This window comes from Microbacterium sp. BR1 (genome assembly GCF_002812725.1).
GTDB lineage: Bacteria > Actinomycetota > Actinomycetes > Actinomycetales > Microbacteriaceae > Microbacterium.
The window spans coordinates 22,251-46,440 of sequence record NZ_NMUN01000007.1 but is presented as its reverse complement, the minus strand read 5'-3'; the positions used below and the strand labels follow the sequence as shown (position 1 = coordinate 46,440).

Annotated in this window: 22 protein-coding genes and 1 tRNA gene; 12 read left to right on the top strand and 11 right to left on the bottom strand. The window is 67.2% G+C overall.

The window, feature by feature from the left end:
• The first annotated feature begins 57 nt into the window (after window positions 1–57).
• Window positions 58–2,214: a DNA polymerase III subunit gamma and tau gene (locus CGU35_RS12035; RefSeq protein ID WP_100811837.1), complete on the top strand. Its 2,157-nt coding sequence runs from the start codon at window positions 58–60 to the stop codon at window positions 2,212–2,214.
• Window positions 2,214–2,807 carry a recombination mediator RecR gene (gene recR, locus CGU35_RS12030; protein ID WP_100811836.1) on the top strand — a complete coding sequence of 198 codons (594 nt, stop codon included), beginning with the start codon at window positions 2,214–2,216 and terminating at the stop codon, window positions 2,805–2,807. Before CGU35_RS12035 ends, recR begins: the two co-directional genes overlap by 1 nt.
• Here recR and CGU35_RS12025 read toward each other — a convergent pair.
• The gene (locus CGU35_RS12025) at window positions 2,804–3,295 is read right to left on the bottom strand and encodes a hypothetical protein (protein ID WP_100811835.1); all 492 of its coding nucleotides are present in this window, start codon (window positions 3,293–3,295) and stop codon (window positions 2,804–2,806) included. The genes recR and CGU35_RS12025 overlap by 4 nt on opposite strands.
• A gap of 92 nt (window positions 3,296–3,387) precedes the next feature.
• Here CGU35_RS12025 and CGU35_RS12020 point away from each other — a divergent pair, with 92 nt between their 5' ends.
• The 5 genes from CGU35_RS12020 (at window position 3,388) to galE (ending at window position 9,252) form a co-directional block, all read left to right on the top strand.
• Window positions 3,388–4,674 carry an aspartate kinase gene (locus CGU35_RS12020; protein ID WP_100811950.1) on the top strand — a complete coding sequence of 429 codons (1,287 nt, stop codon included), beginning with the start codon at window positions 3,388–3,390 and terminating at the stop codon, window positions 4,672–4,674.
• A 225-nt stretch (window positions 4,675–4,899) separates the two neighbouring features.
• On the top strand, window positions 4,900–5,970 hold the full coding sequence (locus CGU35_RS12015) for an aspartate-semialdehyde dehydrogenase (protein ID WP_100811834.1): 1,071 nt from the start codon (window positions 4,900–4,902) through the stop codon (window positions 5,968–5,970).
• 91 nt (window positions 5,971–6,061) lie between these two features.
• On the top strand, window positions 6,062–7,540 hold the full coding sequence (locus CGU35_RS12010) for a malate:quinone oxidoreductase (RefSeq protein ID WP_100811833.1): 1,479 nt from the start codon (window positions 6,062–6,064) through the stop codon (window positions 7,538–7,540).
• Window positions 7,541–7,568: 28 nt separating this feature from the next.
• Window positions 7,569–8,195 (top strand): thymidine kinase, encoded by a 627-nt coding sequence (locus tag CGU35_RS12005; protein ID WP_100811832.1) that lies wholly within the window; start codon window positions 7,569–7,571, stop codon window positions 8,193–8,195.
• 40 nt (window positions 8,196–8,235) lie between these two features.
• On the top strand, window positions 8,236–9,252 hold the full coding sequence (gene galE / locus CGU35_RS12000; RefSeq protein ID WP_100811831.1) for a UDP-glucose 4-epimerase GalE: 1,017 nt from the start codon (window positions 8,236–8,238) through the stop codon (window positions 9,250–9,252).
• A 21-nt stretch (window positions 9,253–9,273) separates the two neighbouring features.
• On the opposite strand, the gene CGU35_RS11995 is transcribed toward galE, so the two are convergent.
• From CGU35_RS11995 to CGU35_RS11975, 5 genes are all read right to left on the bottom strand, one after another.
• Window positions 9,274–10,119, bottom strand: a complete 846-nt coding sequence (locus CGU35_RS11995) for a DUF1295 domain-containing protein (protein WP_100811830.1) — start codon at window positions 10,117–10,119, stop codon at window positions 9,274–9,276.
• 57 nt (window positions 10,120–10,176) lie between these two features.
• Complete coding sequence (locus CGU35_RS11990; RefSeq protein WP_100811829.1) at window positions 10,177–10,983, bottom strand: HAD-IIB family hydrolase; 807 nt, start codon at window positions 10,981–10,983, stop codon at window positions 10,177–10,179.
• A 68-nt stretch (window positions 10,984–11,051) separates the two neighbouring features.
• Window positions 11,052–11,125: transfer RNA gene (locus tag CGU35_RS11985), tRNA-Pro, on the bottom strand.
• A gap of 48 nt (window positions 11,126–11,173) precedes the next feature.
• Entirely contained in the window at window positions 11,174–12,109 is a 936-nt protein-coding gene (locus CGU35_RS11980; protein ID WP_100811828.1) for a metallophosphoesterase, read from the bottom strand.
• Window positions 12,106–14,688 carry a transglycosylase domain-containing protein gene (locus CGU35_RS11975; protein WP_100811827.1) on the bottom strand — a complete coding sequence of 861 codons (2,583 nt, stop codon included), beginning with the start codon at window positions 14,686–14,688 and terminating at the stop codon, window positions 12,106–12,108. The genes CGU35_RS11980 and CGU35_RS11975 overlap by 4 nt, the downstream gene beginning before the upstream one ends.
• Window positions 14,689–14,785: 97 nt before the next feature.
• Between CGU35_RS11975 and CGU35_RS11970 the strand changes: the two genes are divergently transcribed.
• Both CGU35_RS11970 and CGU35_RS11965 read left to right on the top strand, forming a co-directional pair.
• Window positions 14,786–15,007 carry a hypothetical protein gene (locus CGU35_RS11970; protein ID WP_100811826.1) on the top strand — a complete coding sequence of 74 codons (222 nt, stop codon included), beginning with the start codon at window positions 14,786–14,788 and terminating at the stop codon, window positions 15,005–15,007.
• 4 nt (window positions 15,008–15,011) lie between these two features.
• Window positions 15,012–15,479: a RidA family protein gene (locus CGU35_RS11965; RefSeq protein ID WP_100811825.1), complete on the top strand. Its 468-nt coding sequence runs from the start codon at window positions 15,012–15,014 to the stop codon at window positions 15,477–15,479.
• 5 nt (window positions 15,480–15,484) lie between these two features.
• Here CGU35_RS11965 and CGU35_RS11960 read toward each other — a convergent pair whose 3' ends face one another.
• From CGU35_RS11960 to CGU35_RS11945, 4 genes are all read right to left on the bottom strand, one after another.
• On the bottom strand, window positions 15,485–16,231 hold the full coding sequence (locus CGU35_RS11960; RefSeq protein ID WP_100811824.1) for an amino acid ABC transporter ATP-binding protein: 747 nt from the start codon (window positions 16,229–16,231) through the stop codon (window positions 15,485–15,487).
• A gap of 13 nt (window positions 16,232–16,244) precedes the next feature.
• Window positions 16,245–17,090 carry an amino acid ABC transporter permease gene (locus CGU35_RS11955; protein ID WP_100811823.1) on the bottom strand — a complete coding sequence of 282 codons (846 nt, stop codon included), beginning with the start codon at window positions 17,088–17,090 and terminating at the stop codon, window positions 16,245–16,247.
• An 85-nt stretch (window positions 17,091–17,175) separates the two neighbouring features.
• Window positions 17,176–18,015, bottom strand: a complete 840-nt coding sequence (locus tag CGU35_RS11950) for an ABC transporter substrate-binding protein (RefSeq protein ID WP_100811822.1) — start codon at window positions 18,013–18,015, stop codon at window positions 17,176–17,178.
• 419 nt (window positions 18,016–18,434) lie between these two features.
• Window positions 18,435–19,427: an IS481 family transposase gene (locus tag CGU35_RS11945; protein ID WP_198519582.1), complete on the bottom strand. Its 993-nt coding sequence runs from the start codon at window positions 19,425–19,427 to the stop codon at window positions 18,435–18,437.
• Window positions 19,428–19,805: 378 nt separating this feature from the next.
• On the opposite strand from CGU35_RS11945, the gene CGU35_RS11940 reads away from it, so the two are divergent.
• The 3 genes from CGU35_RS11940 to CGU35_RS11930 all read left to right on the top strand — a co-directional run bounded on the left by CGU35_RS11940 (window position 19,806) and on the right by CGU35_RS11930 (window position 21,790).
• Complete coding sequence (locus CGU35_RS11940; RefSeq protein ID WP_146047987.1) at window positions 19,806–20,168, top strand: DUF6153 family protein; 363 nt, start codon at window positions 19,806–19,808, stop codon at window positions 20,166–20,168.
• 90 nt (window positions 20,169–20,258) lie between these two features.
• Entirely contained in the window at window positions 20,259–20,852 is a 594-nt protein-coding gene (locus CGU35_RS11935; RefSeq protein ID WP_100811819.1) for a DUF305 domain-containing protein, read from the top strand.
• Between the two features lie 56 nt (window positions 20,853–20,908).
• Complete coding sequence (locus CGU35_RS11930; RefSeq protein WP_100811818.1) at window positions 20,909–21,790, top strand: hypothetical protein; 882 nt, start codon at window positions 20,909–20,911, stop codon at window positions 21,788–21,790.
• Window positions 21,791–21,971: 181 nt separating this feature from the next.
• Here the strand turns inward: CGU35_RS11930 and CGU35_RS11925 are convergent, their stop codons facing one another.
• Window positions 21,972–24,179, bottom strand: a complete 2,208-nt coding sequence (locus CGU35_RS11925) for a heavy metal translocating P-type ATPase (RefSeq protein WP_198519581.1) — start codon at window positions 24,177–24,179, stop codon at window positions 21,972–21,974.
• Window positions 24,180–24,190: the final 11 nt, after the last annotated feature.

The following is a 24,190-nucleotide window of genomic DNA, read 5'->3' as shown; positions in this document are numbered from 1 at the left end:
CGCGGTCCGGATGTCGTCAGCGGTTCGGATGTCACAGCCACGCCGTAGGCTGGGGGCGTGACCGCCGCCCTCTACCGCCGCTATCGACCCGAGACGTTCGGGCAGATGATCGGTCAGGCGCAGGTCACCGAACCCCTGATGACGGCCCTGCGCAACGATCGGGTGGGTCACGCGTACCTGTTCTCGGGGCCGCGTGGTTGCGGTAAGACGACCTCGGCGCGGGTTCTCGCGCGCTGCCTCAACTGCGCCGAGGGCCCGACCGATACGCCGTGCGGTGTCTGCCCGAGCTGTGTCGAACTGTCCCGTGCGGGTGGGGGATCGCTCGATGTCGTCGAGATCGACGCGGCATCCCACAACGGCGTCGACGACGCCCGCGACCTGCGCGAGCGGGCGATCTTCGCCCCGGCCCGCGACCGCTTCAAGATCTTCATCCTCGACGAGGCTCACATGGTCACGCAGCAGGGCTTCAACGCGCTGCTCAAGCTCGTCGAAGAGCCGCCGGACCACGTCAAGTTCATCTTCGCGACGACCGAGCCCGACAAGGTGCTCGGCACGATCCGGTCGCGCACCCACCACTATCCTTTCCGGCTCGTGCCCCCCGGGCCGATGCTCGAGTACGTCCAGGAGCTCGCGACCCAAGAGGGCGTGCAGGTCGAGCCCGGGGTGCTTCCCCTCGTTGTCCGCGCGGGCGGGGGATCGCCCCGAGACACCCTCTCGCTGCTCGATCAGCTGATCGCCGGGTCGGACATCTCCGCCGACTCGGGTTCCGCGACCGTCCGGTACGAGCGAGCCGTTTCGCTGCTCGGGTACACGCACGCCGAGCTTCTCGATGAGGTCGTCGAGGCACTGGCCGATCCCGATCCCGCCGCGGCGTTCGGCGCCGTCGACCGCGTCGTGCAGACCGGCCAAGATCCGCGCCGCTTCGTCGACGACCTGCTCGAGCGCCTGCGCGATCTGATCGTCGTCGAGGCGACGGGCCCCGCGGCATCCGCTGTGCTGCGGGGTGTTCCGGTCGACGAACTCGAACGCATGGGGCGCCAGGCCGGCATCTTCGGCGGCGAACGCCTGTCCCGGGTCGCCGATCTCGTCAGTCGCACCCTCGACGACATGACCGGTGCGACGTCGCCGCGGCTTCAGCTCGAGCTGATGATCGCGCGGGTGCTCGCGTCCGAGGCGCCCGCGGCCGAGTCGGCGCACGCACCGGTCGGTTCGAGTGCGGCGCCGGTGAAGACACCGGTCGCTGCGGCTCCGGCGAAGCCGGCGGCCGAGCCCGCTCCCGTTGCGGTCGCTCCCGTGGCCGCGCCGACGCCGCAACCCGCGCCGACGCCGCCACCCGCGCCGACCGCACCGGAGCCGGCGCCGACCGCACCGGAGCCGGCGCGTGCCCGTCCGACCGGTCCTGTCACGGCCGCCATGTTGCGCGACACCTGGCCCGAGGTGCTCTCGACGCTCGAAGACATCAGCCGCACGTCGTGGCTCGTGGCGAGCAACGCCCGCGTTCACGCGTACGAGGGTGACGTGCTCACGGTGACGTTCCAGAGTCAGAGCGACGTTCAGAAGTTCCGTCAGCGCGGCGTCGCCGCGAGTGCCAGCGAAGATCTCCGGACGGCGATCGATCGCGTCCTGGGCGTTCGGGTCAAGTTCCTGGCCCGACTCGACGGCACCGATCCCGCACCCCCGCCGGACGAGCCGCCACCCCCGGACGACGGTCCCCCCGATGATCTTCCGCCGGACGATCAGCCGCCCCCGGGCTGGAGCACCCGCACCCCCGGGTCGGTTCCGCGTCGGCCCGAGGCCACGGCATCCGTTTCGTCGGCCGGGCTCTCTGCCGCGCCGGTCACCGAGTGGGCTGTCGCGGCGATTCCGCGCACCGCCGATGAGCCACCGGTCGCCCTCGGCACGATGCGCGCCCCGGCGCAGCTCGCGGTCGACGACGAGCCCGAAGAGGCGGTCGCCGCACCGGCACCGGCCCGAACCGTCATGCCCGAGCGCGAGGGCCAGGTACTCGGCGCCGACGAGCCCTCGGCCGACGAGCCCGATGTCGATGTGCTCGGCCCGGGCTCCGTGCCCACCCCACCCGCGCCTGTTCGCGGGGCCGCGTCCGCCTCGGCCGGGCGCGGCAGCGATCGTTACGGTGAGGCGGTCGTCAGACAGGTTCTCGGCGCGACGTTCGTGCGCGAAGAACCCTTCGAGCAGCGCACGAGGTTCAGCTGATGTACGACGGGATCGTTCAGGACCTGATCGACGAGTTCGGGCGGCTACCGGGCATCGGGCCGAAGTCGGCGCAGCGCATCGCCTTCCACATTCTGCAGACGCCATCGTTCGATGTGAAGAGACTCGCGTCCCTGCTCGCCGATGTGCGCGAACGCGTACGTTTCTGCGAGGTCTGCGGCAACGTGTCCGAGCAGGACCGCTGCAGCATTTGTCGCGACCCCCGTCGCAACCCGCAGGTCATCTGCGTCGTGGAAGACGCGAAGGATGTCGCGGCGATCGAGCGCACGCGCGAGTTCCGCGGGCTCTATCACGTGCTCGGCGGGGCGATCAGCCCGATCGACGGCGTCGGCCCGGACGACCTGCGCGTCACCGAGCTCATGACGCGGCTCGCCGACGGTACGGTGCAGGAAGTCATCCTGGCGACGAACCCGAATCTCGAGGGCGAAGCGACGGCGACCTACCTGAGCCGCCTGTTGTTGACCCTGCAGCTCCGGGTCTCGCGCCTCGCGTCCGGACTGCCGGTCGGCGGAGATCTCGAGTACGCGGACGAGGTCACCCTGGGTCGCGCCTTCGAGGGTCGTCGTACCCTCTAGCGCAGGACCTCGACCAGGACGATCCACGAGATCATGAGGGCGACCGGGATCGCGACGATCGCGCCGATCGCCACCACGATCAGGCCAGCCGGAGCGCCGACGACGAGCAGGACGGCGCCCACCGCGTAGATAACCGCCGGGAGGAAGTTGATCGCCGAGCGCACGCCCTTGTAGCGGCTGAGGGGATTGTGGTCGGCCATGAGTGTGCGCGCCGCGTGAATCGGGAACGCGGATGACAGCAGGGCCGCAACGAGCACTGCGGCGCCGTACCAGACGAGCGTGATCCCGGGAAAGAGCGCCAGGGCGGACGCCGTGATCGCGAGCACGAGTGTCGCGATCCCCGCGCCGAGACGTGCGGTGAGCGAGCGTTCTTTCACGATCTCGGCGATGTTGACGCTCGCCGCGACGATCACGAGGCCCGCGAGGGCGGCTGCGGCCCCGAGGATCCCGAGGCTGAACTCGTTCCAGCCCATCTCATCCAGAGTCATGCCCGCACCATAGCGTGCATGGGCATCGCGGCATATGGGGGTTCCGTAGAATGGTGCTCGGCGTTTCCGCCGCTCACCCCTGGAGAATCATCGTGGCGCTGATCGTGCAGAAGTACGGCGGCTCGTCGGTCGCAGATGCCGAGAGCATCAAGCGCGTCGCCAAACGCATCGTCGATGCGCGGCGCGCGGGCGACGACGTCGTCGTCGCCGTGAGCGCCATGGGCGACACGACCGACGAACTGCTCGACCTCGCCTCGCAGGTGGCGCCGATTCCCGCGCCGCGCGAACTCGACATGCTGCTCTCGAGCGGTGAACGCATCTCGATGGCCCTGCTGGCCATGGCGATCCACTCGATGGGCTTCGAGGCGCGGTCGTTCACGGGCAGCCAGGCCGGCATGATCACGGATGCCACGCACGGCGCCGCACGCATCGTCGATGTGACCCCGGTTCGTCTCCGCGAGGCACTGGACGAGGGTGCGATCGTCATCGTCGCCGGGTTCCAGGGCTTCAACCGCGACACCCGCGACATCACGACCCTCGGTCGCGGGGGATCGGACACCACCGCCGTCGCCCTCGCCGCGGCGCTGAAGGCCGACGTGTGCGAGATCTACAGCGACGTCGACGGCATCTTCACGGCCGACCCGCGCATCGTTCCCCGTGCACGCAAGCTCAACACCGTCACGACGGAGGAGATGCTCGAACTTGCGGCCAACGGCGCGAAGGTGCTGTACATCCGCGCCGTCGAGTACGCCCGCAGGCACGGCGTCCTCATCCACGCACGATCGACGTTCTCATCTTCCGAGGGCACCTATGTGCTCGACGAGACGCGCCATGCGGCGCTGCAGCAGCAAGGAGATGGCATGGAAGAACCCATCGTCGCGGGAGTCGCGACCGACCTCGGCCAGGCCAAGATCACGGTCATCGGCGTTCCCGATGTGCCCGGCAAGGCCGCCGAGATCTTCAAGATCGTCGCCAAGTCCGGCGCGAACGTCGACATGATCGTGCAGAACGTCTCGGCCGCCGCAACGGGTCGCGCCGACATCTCGTTCACGCTGCCCAAGGCCGATGCGCCGCTGGCCCTCAAGGCGCTGTCGGGCGAGCAGGGCTCGGTCGGGTTCGAGAGCCTCGTGCACGACGACCAGATCGGCAAGCTCTCGGTCGTCGGCGCGGGCATGCGCACCCACTCGGGTGTCTCGGCCACGCTGTTCGAGGCGCTGAGCGTGCTCGGGGTCAACATCGAGATGATCTCGACCTCCGAGATCCGCATCTCCGTCGTCGTCCGCGCCGACGATCTCGCCGAGGCGGCGCGCGTCGTGCACAGCGCGTACGGGCTCGACGGCGAGACCGAGGCCACGGTCCACGCCGGCACGGGTCGCTGACCGTCCTCCTCTCGCACCTATGTCCCGCTTTTCGGGCTGTGTGTCCCACTTCGGCCCGTTTTGACCCCTCCAAACCGATTCAAAGTGGGACATGTCGGGGTGGGGTGGCCCGGTATTTGTCTGTCCCGGCGGCCATAGCGGTCGAAAGTGGGACATGCCGGGGAGGATGCCTCGGCAGCACCTCGGTAGAATCGTCGCAATCCACGCACTGAAGAGAGTTTCACCATGACCCGCATCTCAGATTCCGGACTCTCCGTCGCCGTCGTCGGCGCCACCGGCCAGGTGGGCACGGTGATGCTCGAGATCCTGATCGAGCGTTCGTTCCCGATTCGCGAGCTGCGACTGTTCGCCACGGCACGCTCGGCGGGCACGTCGCTCGAGTTCGGCGGGCACAGCGTCGTCGTCGAGGATGTCGCGACCGCCGACCCCGCGGGCATCGACATCGCCCTCTTCTCGGCCGGTGCGACCGGAAGTCGGGCGCACGCGCCGCGGTTCGCCGAGGCCGGTGCCGTCGTGATCGACAACTCCAGCGCCTGGCGGATGGATCCCGAGGTTCCGCTCGTCGTGAGCGAGGTCAACCCCCACGCGATCGCCCAGGCGCACAAGGGCATCATCGCGAACCCGAACTGCACGACGATGGCCGCGATGCCGGTGCTGAAGGCGCTCGACGCCGTCGCCGGACTGGAACGCCTCATCGTGAGCACGTACCAGGCCGTCAGCGGCTCGGGGATCGCCGGCGCCGAAGAGCTGCTCGGACAGGTCGAGGGCGTTCTCGCCCAGGGCGAAACCCTCCGGCTCGTGCGCGATGGTTCCGCCGTCGACTTCCCGCAGCCGGAGAAGTACATCGCCCCGATCGCCTTCGACGTGATCCCCTTCGCCGGCAACCTCGTCGACGACGGCGACAACGAGACGGACGAAGAGAAGAAGCTCCGCAACGAGAGCCGCAAGATCCTCGAACTGCCCGGTCTGCGCGTCTCAGGTACCTGCGTCCGGGTTCCCGTCTTCACGGGACACTCGCTCAGCATCAACGTGGAGTTCGCGAACGAGATCACACCGGCTCGCGCGCGGGAGGTGCTCTCGGATGCCCCCGGAGTGCAGCTCGAAGAGGTTCCGACGCCCCTCCAGGCCGCGGGCAAGGACCCGAGCTTCGTGGGCCGCATCCGTGCCGACCAGTCCGCGCCCGAGGGCCGCGGGCTCGCGCTCTTCATCAGCAACGACAACCTGCGCAAGGGCGCGGCGCTGAACGCGGTGCAGATCGCCGAGTTGGTCGCGGCCGGACTGGCCGTCGACGCCTGAGGTTTGTCGGGCGCGTAAGAACGCGGGAGTTTTCGCCCTCAGCGACGCCCGCACGTCCGACCACCCCGGACCGCAGAACTAGACTTGTCCGGTGAGCGAAACAGTCGACGTCGTGCTCATCGGTGGCGGCATCATGAGCGCCACCCTTGGCACCCTCCTGCATCAACTCGAGCCCGACTGGAAGATCGTCCTGCTGGAACGGCTCCCCGACGTGGCCCTTGAGAGTTCCAACGCCTGGAACAACGCGGGCACCGGCCACGCGGCCCTCTGCGAACTCAACTACATGCCGCAGGCGCCGGACGGTTCGGTCGACGCCGCCAAGGCGGTCTCGATCAACGAGCAGTTCCAGCAGAGTCGCCAGTTCTGGGCGAACCTCGTCCAGCGCGGCGTGCTGAGCGAGCCCAAGACTTTCATCAACGCCACACCCCACATGACGTTCGTGCGCGGCGAGAAGGATGTCGAGTACCTGCGTCGTCGCTACGAGGCGCTGAAGACCCAGCCGCTGTTCGCGGGCATCGAGTACAGCGAAGACTCCCGCGTGATCAACCAGTGGGCTCCGCTCTTGATGCAGAAGCGCCTGAAGAGCGATGAGCCGTTCGCCGCGACGCGCGTTCCAGCGGGCACGGATGTGGACTTCGGCGCGCTCACGCGCCAGCTGATCGATCACCTGCGCAACGATGGGGTCGAGGTCATCACCGACCGCGAGGTCCGCAGGCTGAAGCGGCAGAAGGATGGGTCCTGGCTCGTCAAGACCCGCAACCTCCTCGGTCGTACGCCCGGCGAGATCAACGCGAAGTTCGTCTTCGTCGGCGCGGGTGGATGGGCGCTCAAGCTGCTGCAGCGTTCGGGCATCCCCGAGATCTCGGGGTACGGTGTCTTCCCGATCGGCGGTCAGTGGCTCAAGACGTCCAACCCCGCCCTCATCGCTCAGCACCGGGCCAAGGTCTATTCGCAGGCGTCCGTGGGCGCACCGCCGATGTCGGTCCCGCACCTCGACACGCGTGTCGTCGACGGTGAGGCTTCGCTGATGTTCGGCCCGTTCGCGACGTTCAGCCCGAAGTTTCTCAAGAACGGTTCGGTCTTCGATCTCGTCACGCAGGTCCGGCCGGGCAACCTCCTGCCGATGCTGAAGGTCGCCGTCGACAACCCCGGACTCCTCAAGTACCTCATCGCCGAACTGCTGAAGAATCACGCGCGCAAGATGGACTCGCTGCGCGAGTTCGTCCCGACGGCGAAGGACGAGGACTGGCAACTGCTCAATGCGGGCCAGCGCGCCCAGGTCATGAAGAAGGACCCGAAGAAGATCGGCGTGCTGCAGTTCGGCACCGAGGTCGTCGCGGCGAAGGATGGCTCGATCGCCGGCCTGCTCGGGGCGTCCCCGGGCGCATCGACGGCCGTGTCGATCATGCTCGGCCTGCTGCAGACGTGTTTCCCCGACCGCATCGAGGAGTGGAAGCCGGAGCTGCGGGAGCTGATCCCGAGCTACGGCGAGACGCTCAACACGCGACCCGACGTCGCTCGTGCCACGATCGAAGAGACCGCGGCGGCGCTGGCCATCACGGCCGTCTGACTCTTCCCGCTTTCCGTAGACTCTGCGCGTGGCAAAACTGTACTTCCGCTATGGCGCGATGAACTCCGGAAAGTCGACCGCGCTCCTGCAGGCGGCGTACAACTACGAGGAGCGCGGCCAGAGGGTGCTGCTCGCCAAGCCGGCGATCGACACGAAAGCGGATGACCAGATCGCCTCACGCCTCGGCGTCTCGCGAACCGTCGACTTCTTGATCGAACCCGAGGCCGATGCGGGGACGCTGTTCCGCGAGCTGCGGGACCGGTCGCTCGCCGCGACGGGTGTGGATGTCTCGTGCCTCCTGATCGACGAGGCACAGTTCCTGACGCCCCGGCAGGTCGACGACCTGTTCCGGATCGCGATCCACGACGACATTCCCGTTCTCGCCTACGGCATCCGATCCGACTTCCTCACGGCGGCGTTTCCCGGCTCGCGACGGCTGCTCGAGATCGCGCACACCCTGGAAGAGCTGAAGACCATCTGCCGGTGTGGTCGGAAGGCGGTCTTCAACGGACGCGTCATCGACGGACTGTTCGTGTTCGACGGCGACCAGGTGGCGATCGACGAGGCGGGTCAGCCCGCGGAGCACGTCGTGACGTATGAATCGCTGTGTGGTGCCTGCTACCTGGAAGAGTCCGGCGACCGCCTCGGCCGCTGACCGGACGGAGAGGACTCGTCGCCCGGTTTAGGCTGAGAACATGCGTGTTCTTCTCGCCGGCGGTGCCGGTTATATCGGTGCCCACACGGCCGTCGCCCTGCTCGATGGGGGACACGAGGTGGTCCTGCTCGACGATCTGTCGGGAACCCACGCCGAGGCGGCCGCGCGCATCGAGAAGATCACGGGCCGCCCCGCGCCGCTCGTGATCGGGGACGCCGCCGACGACGCGGTCGTCGAGGGCACCTTCGACGAGTTCGGGCCGTTCGACGCGATTCTCCAGTTCGCGGCGCACAAGGCGGTCGGCGAATCGACGCAGAAGCCGCTGCAGTACTACGCGAACAACCTCGGCAGCACTTTCGCGCTCCTGCGCGTGGGGCTGGCCCGAGGCATCCGTTCCTTCGTGTTCTCCAGCACCGGCACGGTCTACTCCGACCCGGCAGATCTGCCGTTCCGCGAGACGTCGCGCACGAGCATCGACCTGTCCAACCCGTACTCGAAATCGAAGCGGATGAACGAGGTCGTGCTCGAGGACGTGGCGCGCGTGAATCCCGAACTCGACGTGACGGTGCTGCGCTACTTCAATCCCGTCGGTGCGCACGAGAGCGGACTGATCGGCGAGGACCCGGCGGGCATTCCCAACAACCTGATGCCGTACGTATCGCGCGTCGCGATCGGTTCGCTCGAGCGCATCGGTGTGTTCGGGGATGACTACGACACTCCCGACGGCACGGGTCTGCGCGATTACATCCACGTCGTCGACCTGGCCGAGGGGCACGTCGCGGCGCTGGAACAGGCCAAGCCCGGGTACGCGGTCTACAACCTGGGCACGGGAGAGCCGGTCAGCGTGCTCGGTCTCATCGCCGCGTTCGAGAAGGCCGTCGGGCACGAGCTGCCGAAGCAGATCCTCGACCGCCGACCCGGGGATGTCGCGGCAACCTATTGCGACCCCGCCAAGGCGGCCGCGGAGCTCGACTGGACGACGCGACTGTCCATCGACGACGCCTGCCGTGACTACTGGCGCTGGCAGCAGCAGAACCCCCGAGGCTACGCCTCCTGAGGTCCGCCGCGTTTCGTCTCGCTACGCTCGCTCGACGACCGGCGAGCGCCTGCGCGGGGGCAGAGGCACCAGCATCGACGTCGTCCGCTGGTACTCGGCATAGGCCGGGTACTTCGCTGACGAGATCGACTCGGTGAAGATCGTCGAGCCGATGAAAAGCACGGTGAGCAGGACGGCGCCGATGATCGTCCAGTTGATGGCGCCGCCCCAGACGCCGAGCCCCGACGTCACCGCCGCGGTCGCCCCCATTGCGTAGAACACCCACCACTGGGACTGCTCGAAGAAGAAGTTGGGGTGTCGGCTGAGGCGGAACAGCCCCGCGGTGACGAAGCCCTCGCCGAAGCGGCCACCCGCCCGCGCCTTGGCGCGATGGAAGTTCCATTGCTGCTGGTCCGCCACGGTCTCGCCCAGCAACAGCAGGAGGAAGAGGATCGCGAACACGGCATCCCACACGCCGAGCGGCGCGTCGTACTGACACGCGATCAGTGCGGGCAACGTGATGAGAACGAGAAGGGCGTTCTGGTACAGGACGATGAAGAACAGGTTGAATAGCTGGAACTGCCAGGGCTTCATGCGCCCGCGCAGGATCGCCCAGCGGTAGTCCTCCATGCCGGTGTACCCGCCCTTGCGGGCGAAGTTGAAGGTCAGCCGGGCACCCCATGCGGTGACGAGCACCGCCATGATCACGAGGCGGGTGGCATCCTTCCCCTCCGCCAGGGCTGCTCCGGCGAAGATCCAGACGTAGGCGATCGGCACGATCGACCAGATCCGGTCGACCCACGACGTGTCCTTCGTGATCAGCGACAAGATCCAGCAGGCGGCGCTGACGACGGCGGCGACGATCAGGACGAGGGTGAGTGGTTCCACGCCGTCAGCATAGCTCCGGCGGGCGGTCGCGCTCGATAGCGGGGGCGTTGAGCGGCGTCAGACGCGCGGCGCCAGTGTGGGCAGGAGGGCGTCAAGGTACTCGACGGTCTCTTCCCATCCCTCGACCGCGTGGCACGGCACACCCAGCGCGAGCACGGGGTAGTCGTTGCCATCGGGGTCCAGCCGATCGCCGACGAACAGCATCTCGTCGAGCGCGATGCCGGTGTGCTCGGCGAGCCGCGTCATGCCGTACGCCTTGTCGATGCCGCGATGCGTGATGTCGACCGAGGTGGATCCCCCCGAGCGCACCTCGAGGTCGGGAATGCGCGCCGCGACGGCATCTCGCAGGGCCGATTTGCGCGAGCCGGTCGGGTCCCACGCCACCTTGGCCTCGAGCGGCGCTCGCTGGCCGAGGGCCGAGAAGGTGATCTGCGAACCCCGGTCCTCGAGAATGTCGCCCCACGGCTCCGCTTCCCACAGCCCGAGTCGCCGTGCCTCTTCCTCGACGGCCGTGAGTGCGCGCGTCTTCTCATCGTCGGTCAGCGAGTGGGCGTAGATCGTGTCGATCTGGCCGCTCGCGTCGAACCGGTAGTACTGCGTGCCGCACGTGGGCATGAGATGCACGTGCGCCAGAGAGACGGGTGAGGCATCCGGAAGTCGCTCGACGACCTGGGTGCGGAACTGCCCGAGCTGACCGCCTGAGATGATCGCGACCTCGACGCGCTCCGCGAGCGCGAGCAGGTGCGCGCCGATGGCGTCCGGAATCGGGCTCTTCGAGGGCGCGAGCGTGTCGTCCAGGTCGAAGGCGACGAGACGGATCTTCGGCGTCCCCGTGGGAAAGGGCGTCGCAGTGGCGTTGGTCATCGAGCTCCAGCTTCGGGTCGGGGAGGAACGAAGAAGGAGGGCCGCTGTTGGCGACCCTCCTTCGTCTGTCGGGGTGACAGGATTTGAACCTGCGGCCTCGTCGTCCCGAACGACGCGCGCTACCAAGCTGCGCCACACCCCGTGGCAACCCTCCGAGTCTACCCGAACTCGTCGGCCGACCAGAACCGCGTCATTCGCGAGCGACGAGCGTCAGCAGGGTCGCCTCGGGTCGGCAGGCGAAGCGGACCGGCGCATAGATCGAATGGCCGAGGCCCGCGCTGACGTTGAGCGGAACCGTCCGTCCACGTCGCGTCCAGGCGGAAAGACCCCTCGATTGCTTCAGGGGGATGTCGCAGTTGGCCACGAGCGCACCGAAGCCCGGGAGGCGGACCTGGCCCCCGTGGGTGTGGCCGGCGAAGATCGCGTCGGCTCCCGCATCCGTGAAGGTATCGAGGACGCGCCGGTACGGGGCATGCGCCACACCGATCGTCAGCGCGGCCGGTGCCTCGTCTCTCTCGCGCAGGCTCGCGGCCATGCTCGGCACCAGATCGAGCCGATCGTCGTCATGGTGCGCGTCGCCGACACCGAACGCATCCACCCGCAGTCCCGAGAGATCGATCGAACCGGCCGCGTTGTTCAGGTTCGTCCAACCGAGGTGCTCGGTGAAGTAGTTCTCCATCGCGCCGACATCGAGTCGCGGGGCAGCGCGGCGCTTGCGTGACGGGCCGAGGAAGTAACGCAACGGATTGCGCGGTGTCGGGGCGTGCATGTCGTTCGACCCGTGGACGAAGAAGCCGGGCGTCCCGCGGAAGCCCGCGAACGCCGCGCGCACGCCGCGTAGCCCATCGATGTGTCCCAGGTTGTCGCCCGTGTTGACGATCAGATCGGGGCGGAGCGACGCGAGCGAGGCGATCCACGCCTGCTTGCGGCGCTGCCACGGCGCCATGTGGACGTCCGAAATGTGCAGGACCCGGAGCGGTGCGGCGCCCGCGGGCAGGATCGCCAGCTCGGCGCGCCGCAGCGTGAACAGGTAGCGCTCGATACCGACACCCCAGACGAACGCTGCGGCACCGATGGCGCCCGCGGCCGCCAGGGCGCGCAGGCCCTGGCGGGATCGCGAGGTCACGAGCAGTTCGGGCGCTGGTATGTGATGGAGATCGGCGTATTCCTATTCGCGATCGTGCCCTCACCAGGCGAGACAGCCGAAACGACACCATCACCGGGCGCAGCCGCCGCGTTCACCTCGCAGATCGCGTCGACTCGACCGAACCCGGCGCCGCGGATCGCCGCCTCTGCTGCTCCACGGTTGGTTCCGATCAATCCGTTCGGCACGGCGAGACCCTGCCCGTTGCTCGGCGAAAGGGTGACCGTCGTCCCACCGCTGACGCGACCCGCACCCGGGTCCTGACGCTCGACGATTCCCGGGCCCTGAGTACCGTCGACCGCGTCGCCGACGATCACGGAGAATCCGGCATCTTCGAGCGTCTTCGTCGCCTGGTCGATCGGCTGGCCCACGACGTTGGGCAGATCGATCTGCACCTGGCGCGTGAGGTTGGAGTCGGGCTTGGCGAATGCGTCGCCGCCGTACTTGGCGTTCGCGGCGCGCTGCATGGCAGGCCAGATGGTGTGACGCATGCGCCACAGGGAATAGCCGTTGGCCGAGTTGCGGTCCAGGCGCTGCTGCCCCTTGACGTTCCCCACCCAGACGACGGTCGTGACCTTGGAACTGCTGCCGTCCATCCAGGTCTGGAACTGCTCGTGGATGCCTGTCTTGCCGAACACGGGGATACCGTCACCGGGACGGGACGCCGCGGCGGAGCCGCCGTTGATGACGCCGGCGAGCGCGAACGCGGCCGTCGACGCCACGGAGCCATCCAGCACCTGATTGCAGGTGGTGTTCGGGAGGGGGAGCGCCTCGCCATCGGAGTTGAAGACCGCGTCGATCGCCTTCGGCGGGCAGTAGAGGCCGTTGCTCGCGATGGTCGCATAGGCCGCGGCCATGTCGATGGGGGCGATGTTCTTCGAGCCCAGGATGTCGTAGGGGACGTTGACCGTGTTATTCGGGTCGCTCTCGTTGCCGATGTACGTCTTGAATCCGTTGGCGTACTCGACGCCGAGTCGATCGGCGATCTTGTTCGTGTCGCAGACGCTGACCTTCTCGCTCATCGCGAGGAATCCGGTGTTCAGCGAGTCCGCCGTGAACTTCATCGGGGTGCCGCTGTAGCCGCCGACGCCCTCGAAGTTCTTGATCTCGCCGGAAGAAACGCGCTGAGTGCCTCCGTCGCAGTCGGTCAGCACGGTGAAGTTGCGCTGCCGACCGTTGATGACCTCGTTCACGGAGTGTCCGTGCTCGAGCCAGTTCAAGAGGGTGAAGAGCTTGTAGGTCGATCCCGGGTTGAAGCCGTTCGAGCCACCGTTGACGTACCGCGTGTTGTAGTTGATGGACGTATACGCCGCGTCAGCGGCCGACTGGTCCGCATCCTGCGTGTACTTGCGGTTCTGCACCATCGACAGCACGCGCCCGGTGCCCACCTCGAGCTGGACTCCGGTCGACCCGAGGTCGAGGTTCGGGTGCGTGGCCGGCACGATCGAGATGGCCTTCTCTGCCGCGAACTGCAGGTCGAGGTCGAGCGTCGTGTAGATCTTCAGCCCACCGCGGCGCAGAGCCGCGCTCCGCTCCTCGGGCGTCTGGCCGAAGGCGACATCGTTCAGGACGATTGTCCGGACGTAGTCGCAGAAGTATGCGGCACCGCCGGCCTGCTGGCACCCCTGTTCCGTCGCGTTGATCGCCGGGGTGATGACCTCGGCCTTCGCCGCGTCGTACTGCTCCTGCGTGATCTTGCCCTCGGTGAGCATCTGGCGCAGGACGTAGTTACGACGGTCCGTCGTGACGGCGTACCCGTCCGCGGCGCCGTTGGTCTCACGCTCGGGCCTGTCGATGCGGTACGTGTTGGGGTTCTGCACCATGCCGGCGAGCGTCGCGGCCTGCGACAGCGTCAGATCCGACGCGTTCACGCTGAAGTAGTACTGGGCGGCGGCGCCGATTCCGTACGTCGTGCCACCGAAGTTGGCGATGTTGAGGTATCCGAGCAGGACATCGTTCTTCGAGTAGCGCTGCTCCAGCGCGATCGCGTAGCGCATCTCTTGCAGCTTGCGCTGATAGCCCTCGATCCCCTTGGCCAGGGTGACCTTCTCCCAGCACGCGGCGAGCTCTTCTTGTGTGGGCGCTTCCTTCTCGCACTTCTGCACGAGGACGTTCTTGACGTACTGCTGGCTGATCGAGGACCCACCCTGCGTCTGGCCGCCCTGCGCGTTGCTGAGCAGCGCGCGCGTCGTGCCGATGAGGTCGACGCCACCGTGCTCGTAATAGCGGGGGTCTTCGCTCGAGAGGATCGCGTCGAACATGACGGGCGCGATCTGCTCGTAGGTGACGGGCAGGCGGTTCTGGTCGTAGAACCGGGCGAGCAGAAGATCACTGCCGTCGCTCTGCTTCGCGTAGATCTCGCTCTGCTGCATCAGATCGTCGATCTCGAGGTAGCTCGGCATGTTGTCGAACATCGTGATCGCGCTCGACGCCGCGGCGCCCGATACGGCGATGGCCGGCGTAACGGTGGCGGTCACCAAGAGACCAGCGACTGCGCTCAGGCCTACGAGGCCGGCGATCCCGCCGAGCACGCCCGTAGCCGTCCGATTCTTATCAGGCATAGGGTTGATCGTAAGGGAGTTAGCTGAGCGATGACCGAAACGGTCGCGCGCGCCTCCCGTTCGGAAACGATCCGACCACCGCGATCTCGGGAGTGCGATGACCACCTGGGAGTACCTCACTACTCCGCTGCTGATTCACAACACGGCAGCGATCCTGAACAATTGGGGCAAGCAGGGCTGGGAGCTCGTCCAGGTCGTTGCGGGCCCCGAGGGTGGCCTCGTCGCCTACCTCAAGCGTCCCGTCGGCGGAGCGGATGCCTCGGGCAACGCCGGTCTCGCCGCCGCGGCCGAAGCATCCCGTCAATTCGAAGGACAGTGATCTCATGAGCGTTTCCGCGAAACTCGCCGAGCTGGGCATCGATTTGCCCGATGTCGTACCGCCCCTCGCCGCCTACGTGCCCGCCAAGGTCCACGGCGACCTGGTCTTCACCGCTGGTCAGCTGCCGCTCGTCTCGGGCCAGCTCCCGGCGGCGGGGAAGGTCGGCGATGGGCACGGTCTGGTTCCCGCTGCGGATGCGAAGGCGTATGCGCGTCTGTGCGCGCTCAACGCGATCGCCGCCGCCGCCGCGGCGGCCGGGGGCGTGGACCGGCTCACGGGCGTCGTGAAGGTCACCGGGTTCGTGGCATCCGTCCCCGACTTCCTCGGCCAGCCCGGCGTCGTGAACAGTGCGAGCGAGGTGCTGGGCGAGATCTTCGGCGACGCCGGCCGCCACGCCCGATCGGCGGTCGGCGTGCCGGTGCTGCCGCTCGACAGCCCGGTCGAGGTCGAGGTCATCTTCTCGCTCGCCTAAGCCGATCACCCGGTGAAGCGGGCGAGGAACGCGCGGGTCCGCTCCTCGCGCGGTGCGCCGAGGACCTCCGCGGGCGTGCCCTGCTCGAGTACGCGCCCCTCGTCGAGGAACAGCACGCGGTGCGCGACGTCGCGTGCGAAAGCCATCTCGTGCGTTGCCATCAGGATCGTCGTGCCCTCTTCGGCGAGGGCCCGCACCAGCTCGAGAACCTCGCCGACCAGTTCGGGGTCGAGGGCCGACGTGATCTCATCGAGCAGCAGGACCTCGGGGTCGGTCGCGATGGCCCGGGCGATCGCGACGCGCTGCTGCTGACCGCCCGACAGCCGGTCGGGGTGTTCGGCAGCCTTGTCGGCGAGTCCGACGCGCTCGAGGATCGCGCGGCCGCGAGCCTCGGCATCCGCTCGTCTCTCACGCCGCGTGACCCGCGAGGCGAGCGTGACGTTGTCGAGCACCGACATGTGCGGGAACAGGTTGAAGCCCTGGAACACGAATCCGAGGCGCGACCGCACGCGGTTCGCGTCGACGCGCGGGTCTGAGATGTCGTCGCCCGCGAGCAGGATCCGGCCGTCGTCGATGGGCTCGAGCAGATCCAGACAGCGCAGCAGGGTCGACTTGCCGGATCCGCTCGCCCCGATCACGGCGACCACCTCGTGCTTCGCCAGCTCGAGCGAGACGCCCCGCAGCACATCCTTCGATTGGGATCCGTCACCGAAGGACTTCCACAGGTCGGTCGCCGACAGCAGCGCGGTCACAGCAGTACTCCGCTCATAGAAGTACCCCGCTCTGCTCACGGGCGCGCAGCCGAGCCGCGTACCAGTCCGTCAGGCGGATCGTGGGGATCGCGAGCAGGATGAACAGGATGCCGGCCACGATGTACGGCGTGAAGTTGTAGGTCTGCGCGCCCTCGATCTTGGCGGCGAGCACGGCGTCGGTCGCGCCGAGGATCGAGATGAGGCCGACGTCCTTCTGCATCGCGACGAAGTCGTTCATGAGCGGCGGGGTGATCCGGCGGAAGGCCTGGGGGAGCACGACGCGGCGGAGCGTCTGGCCGTAGCCGAGCCCGAGCGCACGCGCGGCGAGGCGCTGCGAGGGGTGCACGGATTCGATTCCGGCCCGGATGACCTCGGACACATAGGCGGAGTAGGTGAGTGTCACCGCGAGCGTGCCGAGATAGATCACGGGGATGCGCTCGTTGACGAGCGTCGGAATGCCGAAACCGACCAGGTACAGCACGATGATGAACGGCAGGCCGCGGAAGACGTCGGTGTACGCCGCGGCGAGGGCACGCAGCGGAACGAAGACCGGGCCCGGCAGGGTGCGCAGCAACGCGATGGCGATGGCGACGATCAGCACCGTGATGAGCGACAGGCCCAGCACCTGCAGGTTCAGGAGGAACCCCGCCCACACGGCGGGGAGGGCCTGCCAGGCGATGGCCGGATCGAAGAATGCCCGCTGCACCCCGGCCCACCCGGGGGTGTTGATGACGGTCGCCCAGACGATGATCGCGAACACGATCGACGAGGCGATCGCGACCAGCACCGAACGGCGCGACTGGCGCGCGCGAAAGGCTCTGCGCTCGAGTTCGAGCTCGCTGGGGGAGTGGGCGCTCACGGCTCGACGGTATCGGAGGTCGAGCGGAGGATGCCGCGAGGATTCATCGCGGCGTCCTCAGTTCGGCGGGGTCACTGCGGCGCACTCACTGCAGGAGGGTGACGCCCTGGCCCGCGCCGAGCCATTCGTCCGTGATCGCGGCGAGCGTTCCGTCCTCGCGCAGCTCGTCGATCGCGGCCGAGACCTGGTCGGTCAGGGGCGAGTCCTTCGAGAGCACGACGCCCCACTCATCCGGGATTCCTCCGGCCGGAAGCTCTCCGACGATGAACGAGTCCTCGATGTACATCGCGGTCGCGAGGTAGGCGGTCGGCAGGTCGATCACGAAGGCGTCGATCTGCCCCGCGTTCAGGGCGGCCACGACATCTTCGTTCGACCCGAACAGCTGCGGCGCGCTCGTGGGCTGAACGACCTCATCGAGGGTCAACGCGCTGGTGGATCCGGCCATGGCACCGATCACGAGGTCTTTGAGTCCGTCGATCGAGTCGACGCCGTCCGCCGCGCCACCCTTGACGGCGACGATCGCCTGGCTGGCCGAGTAGTAGGGCGACGAGAAGTCCACGGCCTGCTTGCGCTCGTCGGTGATCGTGTACTGCTGGATGTTGAAGTCGAAGTTCTTCGGGCCGGGCGCGATCGCGGCTTCGAAGCTCGTACGCACCCACTCGACGTCCTCGGCCTGGAAGCCGAGCTTGTCGGCGATGGCGTAGGCGATGGCGGCCTCGAATCCCTCACCGGACGCCGGGTCGTCGTCGATCACGTACGGGTAGTAGGCGATGTCGCCGGTAGCGATCGTCAGCTTGCCCGGCGTCACGTATCCGGCATCCGGCTCAGCGGACGGGTCGGCGCCTGTCGCGCTCGAGCACCCCGCGAGGGCGAATGCGGCGACCGCGATTCCGGCGGCGAGGGTGAGCAGGCGGGAGCGCGACATGAGATGCCTCCAAGGCGAGGGGATGTGCCCGGATGCTGTGGGCAGGTGCCCCTCTATTGTTGCGGCAGCCTGAGAGACCGGGCGCACGCGGCGTCGAATTGTTACACCGAGTCCGGAATTGCTGCGCGGCGACACGAGGCGTGGGGAGAACCGGAACGCGTAGCACAGACGAGTCGTCGCGCGCAAGAAGCACTCTGGGGCGGGCTCCGGCGGTCTGAAGGTCAACGGTGGGCCCCGTGGGGCTCGAACCCACGCAAGGCTAGTGGCAGCATGTCGTCCTTTGTTCAAAACCCTGAAAACATGCGGATTTCAATTGTGCTCGAATGGACTGAATCAGGTCGTTTTCGTTCAGTTGTTGTCAGATTGTTGTCACGCGCACGGTCTTCGGCGACCCGCTTAAGTGTGCAACTGACGGAGGCCTATGACAGTGGGTCTCGGGTTTTCTGTTTGAGCCGTTCGTAGGGTGTGTTACCGGCGAGGGCTCCGTGTGGTCGATCGTAGTTGTAGTGGTCTTCCCATTGCTGGAGTCGGTCATTGAAGAGATTGACGTCGTCGATGACTTCCCCCTCGAGGAGCCGGTAGAACTCCTCGGAGTCGATGCGGTGCGAGCGCTCGACCTTGCCGTTGAGGCGGGGCGTGGCCGGCCGGATGCGGACGTGCCCGATGCCTTTGTCGAGCAGATGCCAGTGGAACGACTGCCCGAACTCGCTGCCATTGTCGGTCTGAACCTTCTCGACCTGGAACGGCAGTCTCGAGAGCACGTGATCGATGAAGCGGATCGCTGTCTTCTGATCGTGCGTCGGGTAGGCCCGCAGCACGCGCAAGCGGGTGCAGTCGTCGATGGCGGTGTATTGGTAGTAGCGCTTCTTCTTCCCGGTCTGCCCGAGCGGCTCGATGAACTTCACATCGACCTGCAGCGCATGGCCTGGGCGTTGCTTCTCGTAGCGTTTCCAGCGGGTCTCCGTGCGTTTGTATCGCTGCGATGCTGGGAGGCGGTTCAGGCCGAGCTTCTTCAGGATCCGCCAGACACCGGACGCGCTGACGGTGACGTCGTGGTACCGCTTCAGATACATCGTGATCTTCGCCGGGCCGAAGTGATACTGCTGACGCAGCCAGAGGATCTTCTCCACGACTTCCGCGTCCGTCGCGGTCGGTGAGTGGTGCGGGGCGCTGGAGCGGTCCTTCAACCCCTCGAAGCCTTCCGCCCCGTAGCGTTTGAGCCAGGCGTAGTACGCCTGCCGGCTCACGCCGAAGTAGCGGCAGCTCGCCGCGACGTTCCCGCTGACTTCCTCGACGTGACGCAGGACGGCGAGCTTGTGATTGGCCCGTCGCTCGATAGCTCGCAACGCAGACGCGGACAGAGTTGATGTCATGAAGTCTTCCTCCCAACTGGAAGACCCGGCTGTCAACAACCTCCGTCAGTTCTATAGTCAGAGATGTCCTGATAGATCACAGGCGACCCGCTTAAGCAGGACTCCTGACGCCATTTGTGAGCGGGGTGGCTCAGGGCGCTTGACCTGTTGGCCGACGCTTCAGCGACCTGTTGATCGACGCTGCGGCGACGACGCCGCCATCAGCTTTCGTGGTCACCAGCGGCCTTCCCCGCCCCCGGCGTCGACGTAGACGGCGTGCGCCGCAGCAGCGAGGCGAGAACCCCGGCCCTGAGAACGGATTGCTCGCACGCCGAGCGCGGGGCGGGAGGGACGATTACCATCGAAGTAGGAGGTGAGATCTCGGTGATCGCTCTCGCGCGGTATCTGCGCCGTAGCCCGCACGGGCTGGGTAGATCTGTGCTGCTGCTCATCGCGCTCACTGCCGCGCTGATCGTCGGGCTGCTCGCCATGCACGTGCTGACTTCCTCTGCCGTGCACGCGGAGCCTGTCGCCGCCGTGTCCCTGCAGGAAGTCGGCGCCGCTCACGGCCATGATGCGCCGCCGGCCGACGATGGCTGCCCGGGCTGCGGTGGGCATGACGCCATGCTCGCGATGGCGTGCGTGTTGGCCCTGTTGGTCGTGTCGCTGCTGTTCCTGCTGCCTCGCGCCGGTATCTCCTGGGGTGTCGCGTTCGGCCGGGCCGGCCCCCTTATGGCGGCCGTTCAAGCGGCGATACCGCGACCACCGTCTCTTCTCGTTCTTTGTATCAGTCGTACGTGAAGGTTGTTCGCTGACCCGATGAAGGTCAGCTGAGCTTCTGCGCGCGGTCATCCTGACCGTGCGCGCCACACAGACGACTGAGGAGAACCAATGAACAACCGTGCCGCGGCGACCGCTGCAATTACCCTGACCGCACTGCTCGCTCTCGCCGGCTGTGCCGGCACCACCGGCGCAGGTGGAATGGACAACATGCCCGGAATGGGCTCATCGGCTTCCGCATCTACGGCGGCCGACGTGAACGACGCCGACATGCAGTTCACGATGATGATGATCCCGCACCACGAACAAGCCGTGGAGATGGCCGACATGATCCTGGCGAAGGAGAACATCGACGAGCGCGTGATCACGCTGGCTGAGCAGATCAAGGCCGCGCAGGGCCCGGAGATCGAGCTGATGGAGTCCTGGCTTGATGAGTGGGGCACGCCAATGGGTGACATGGGCGGGATGGATCACGGAGGGATGATGTCGGAAACCGACATGCAGGCCCTCGAAGACGCCACCGGGGCGGAGGCGTCCCGCCTCTTCCTGGAGCAGATGATCGTCCACCACGAGGGAGCGATCGAGATGGCGCAGTCCGAGGTCGACAACGGTGGGAATGCCGATGTCCTCGCGCTCGCTGAGGCCATCATCGCTTCGCAGACCACAGAAATCACCACGATGGAGGACATTCTCGCGACGCTCTGACCGCTAGGGGCTGGCCGCACCCGACGGCCGGCCCCTGGCTCAGGGAGAACGCAACTATGAAGACAACTACACGCACCCTCGCCGCAATCGGCTTGGCCACGACACTCACCATCACAACCGCCGCGTGTGCTGCGGCGCCCGACGGTGCAACATCGCTCGATCTCATCCCGCACGTCCACGACGTTGCTTTCGACGCAGACGGTGCGCTGCTGGTAGGCGCACATACCGGCGCGTACCGGGTCGACCCCACCTCAGAGGAGGTGTCCCTGGTCGGAGGTGTCAGTTTTGATGCAATGGGCCTCACGGTACAGGCGGGCACCCTCGTCGCCTCTGGCCACCCCGCCCCGGACAATCAAGACGACACCTTCATTGCGCCGAACATCGGCCTGGTCCGGCACACCGACACGGGCTGGGAGCAAGTTTCCCTGGCAGGAGTCACCGACTTCCATATGCTCGCCGCCACCCCCGCCGCGCCGGACTTCCTCCTCGGGCTGCCCTCGGACCGGCCTGTTTTGGCGGCAAGCATCGACGCCGGGCAGACGTGGACGGACATCGGGTCGCTGACGGCGCGGGACATCAGCATCGACGCCATGAATCCCTGGGTGGTCACCGCCACCACCCCGGACGGTTTGATGGTCAGCCGCGACGCTGGACTCACCTTCGCGAACGTCGCAGACTCACCCTCCCTTCTGGTCATTGCCGCTGATCCCACGGTGGAAGAGGGCATCATCGGAGTCGCTACGGACGGCACCATATGGGCTGGCAGCACGATGGAAGGGGTGGTCTGGAACACCGTCGGGAAAGCCATCGGGGAGGCCGCCGCGATCTCCGTCAGTTTCGACGGCGCTGTAGCAATCGCTGATGGCGGCGGAGTCCGCGTCACCACGGATGCTGGCAACACTTGGCGGACTGTCATCAGGACGGACGACTCACGATGAGCGCGACGATGCCGTGTCTCCTCGGCTCAGACGGGTGCATCACGGCTTCGGTGCAGATCCAACCGACGCGGTGCGTCGCGCCCGAACACGTCCGGGATTGACGCGACGGCCGGGGGCTGAGCGGCAAGCCAGCCCCCGGCCGGGACGAGATGAGTCAGCTGACCCCCTTGCCGGTGCCGGCCTACTTTTTGTTGATGACGGCGTCCGGATTGAGGTCCAGCCGCCGCAGCAGCTGGGCGTTGAGGGCTACCACGATCGTGGACAGCGACATCAGGATCGCGCCGACAGACATAGGCAGTACGAACCCGATCGGGGCGAGGACGCCGGCGGCGAGGGGGACGGAGATGAGGTTGTAGCCGGCTGCCCACCATAGGTTTTGTGTCATCTTGCGGTAGCTGGCTCGGGACAGCTCGATCACTGAGACCACCGACCGGGGGTCGTCGCTGGCGAGGATTACGCCTGCGGAAGCAATGGCGACGTCTGTGCCCGCGCCGATCGCGATTCCGACGTCGGCTTGGGCGAGGGCGGGGGCGTCGTTCACTCCGTCGCCCACCATCGCGACCTTTCGGCCTTCGCTTTGCAGCTGCTTGACCTTGGAGGCCTTGTCTTCGGGGCGGACGCCGGCGAAGTACCGGTTGATGCCGAGCTCGGCGGCCACGGACGCGGCGACGGCTTCCGCGTCCCCGGTGATCATGACCACGTGAACGCCGCGTTCCTGCAGCGCGATGATGGCTTCTCGGGATTCCGGGCGGATCTCGTCCGCGAGCCGCAAGGCGCCCGCCACCGTCCCGTCGATGAGGACATGGAGGATGATCGCGCCTTCATCGCGCCACTCGTCCGCGATGGGTAGCTCGGTCGCTTCTTCCTGCTCGAGAAGGTACGGGCCGCCGACCTGAATGATGCGCCCGTCTACGAGCGCGCGGACGCCGACCGCGGGTGACGACGCGAAGTCGCTGGAGCGAGGGATGGCGAGTTGCTTCTCGTGGGCGGCGTTGACGATCGCGCGGGCGAGGGGATGCTCGGAGTCGATCTCGGCGGAAGCCGCCAGAGCAAGCAGTTCGTCCGTTTTGGTGCCGTCGATGGGGTGGATGGCAGTGACGGCGGGGGTGCCCTTGGTGAGGGTGCCGGTCTTGTCGAACAGGACCGTGTCGATGGTGCGCATGCTCTCCAGCGCCAGTCGGTCCTTGACCAGTACGCCGGCGCGGGCGGCGCGCTCGGTGGCGATGGACACCACCAGTGGGATCGCCAACCCCAGGGCGTGGGGGCACGCGATTACCAGCACGGTGATGGTGCGCACGACAGCCATATCGGGCTGTCCCACGACGGTCCACACGATGGCGGTGATGGCCGCGGCTCCGAGCGCGAACCAGAACAACCACCCTGCGGCGCGGTCTGCGAGACGCTGCGCACGGGAGGAGGAGTTCTGCGCTTCGGTGACGAGCTTTTGAATCCCAGCGAGGGCGGTGTCCTCACCGACCGCCGTGATCACTACTCGGACCCCAGAGTCGGTGGCTACGGTCCCGGCAATCACCGGGTCCCCGTCGCTGCGTCGCACCGGTCGGGACTCGCCGGTGATCATGGACTCGTCCATGCTTGCCGAGCCCTGCACGATCCGGCCATCCGCCGGCACGCGCCCGCCGGGTCGGACGACCACGACGTCTCCGACCTGCAGGTCTGCGGGGGCGACGGTGACGGTGCTGTCGCCGTCGACCTTCTCGGCCTCATCCGGCAAGAGGGCGGCGAGGGAGTCCAGAGCGGAAGTGGTCTGGGCTAGGGATCGCATCTCGATCCAGTGGCCCAGGAGCATGATGACGATCAGGAGCGCTAGCTCCCACCAGAAGTCCAGCTCGTGGTGCAGCAGCCCCACGCTCGCACCCCAGGAGGCGACAAATGCGACAGTGATCGCGAGGGCGATCAGCAGCATCATGCCGGGTTTGCGGGCGCGGAGCTCACCGATGGCGCCCGTCAGGAACGGGGCACCGCCCCACACGTACATGGCCGTGCCCAGGACCGGGGACACCCACCCCACCCATGCGATGTCCGGGAGGGGGTAGCCGATCAGCATGGAGAACATCGTGGAGAATCCCACCACCGGGACGGCGAGGATCAGCATGATCCAGAACAGCCGGCGGAACCTTGCCACATGGTCGCCGTGACCGGCGTGACCGGCGTGGCCGCCATGACCGGCGTGACCGGCGTGGCCGCCATGACCGGCGTGGTCGCCATGGTCCGCGTGACCGTGCCCCGAGTGCCCCGAAGCTGGCGCTTCGTCATCGCCGTGCGCGGAGTGGTCCATCGCGGCGTGTTTGTGCGCGACAGGCGTCGTAGCGGACGCGGCGGCCTGATCGTCTCGGTCCACAGATTCAGGGAAATGATCGTGCTGGCTCATGTGAGCCTCCT

Bases quoted from the DNA above. Each gene is read 5' to 3' on its own strand.
- CGU35_RS11925 (WP_198519581.1), bottom strand. From the start codon at position 24,179: ATGAGCCAGCACGATCATTTCCCTGAATCTGTGGACCGAGACGATCAG.
- CGU35_RS12025 (WP_100811835.1), bottom strand. From the start codon at position 3,295: ATGACTCTGGATGAGATGGGCTGGAACGAGTTCAGCCTCGGGATCCTC.
- CGU35_RS11975 (WP_100811827.1), bottom strand. From the start codon at position 14,688: ATGCCTGATAAGAATCGGACGGCTACGGGCGTGCTCGGCGGGATCGCC.
- CGU35_RS11935 (WP_100811819.1), top strand. From the start codon at position 20,259: ATGAACAACCGTGCCGCGGCGACCGCTGCAATTACCCTGACCGCACTG.
- CGU35_RS11965 (WP_100811825.1), top strand. From the start codon at position 15,012: ATGAGCGTTTCCGCGAAACTCGCCGAGCTGGGCATCGATTTGCCCGAT.
- CGU35_RS12015 (WP_100811834.1), top strand. From the start codon at position 4,900: ATGACCCGCATCTCAGATTCCGGACTCTCCGTCGCCGTCGTCGGCGCC.
- CGU35_RS11990 (WP_100811829.1), bottom strand. From the start codon at position 10,983: ATGACCAACGCCACTGCGACGCCCTTTCCCACGGGGACGCCGAAGATC.
- CGU35_RS11950 (WP_100811822.1), bottom strand. From the start codon at position 18,015: ATGTCGCGCTCCCGCCTGCTCACCCTCGCCGCCGGAATCGCGGTCGCC.
- recR (WP_100811836.1), top strand. From the start codon at position 2,214: ATGTACGACGGGATCGTTCAGGACCTGATCGACGAGTTCGGGCGGCTA.
- galE (WP_100811831.1), top strand. From the start codon at position 8,236: ATGCGTGTTCTTCTCGCCGGCGGTGCCGGTTATATCGGTGCCCACACG.
- CGU35_RS11930 (WP_100811818.1), top strand. From the start codon at position 20,909: ATGAAGACAACTACACGCACCCTCGCCGCAATCGGCTTGGCCACGACA.
- CGU35_RS11970 (WP_100811826.1), top strand. From the start codon at position 14,786: ATGACCACCTGGGAGTACCTCACTACTCCGCTGCTGATTCACAACACG.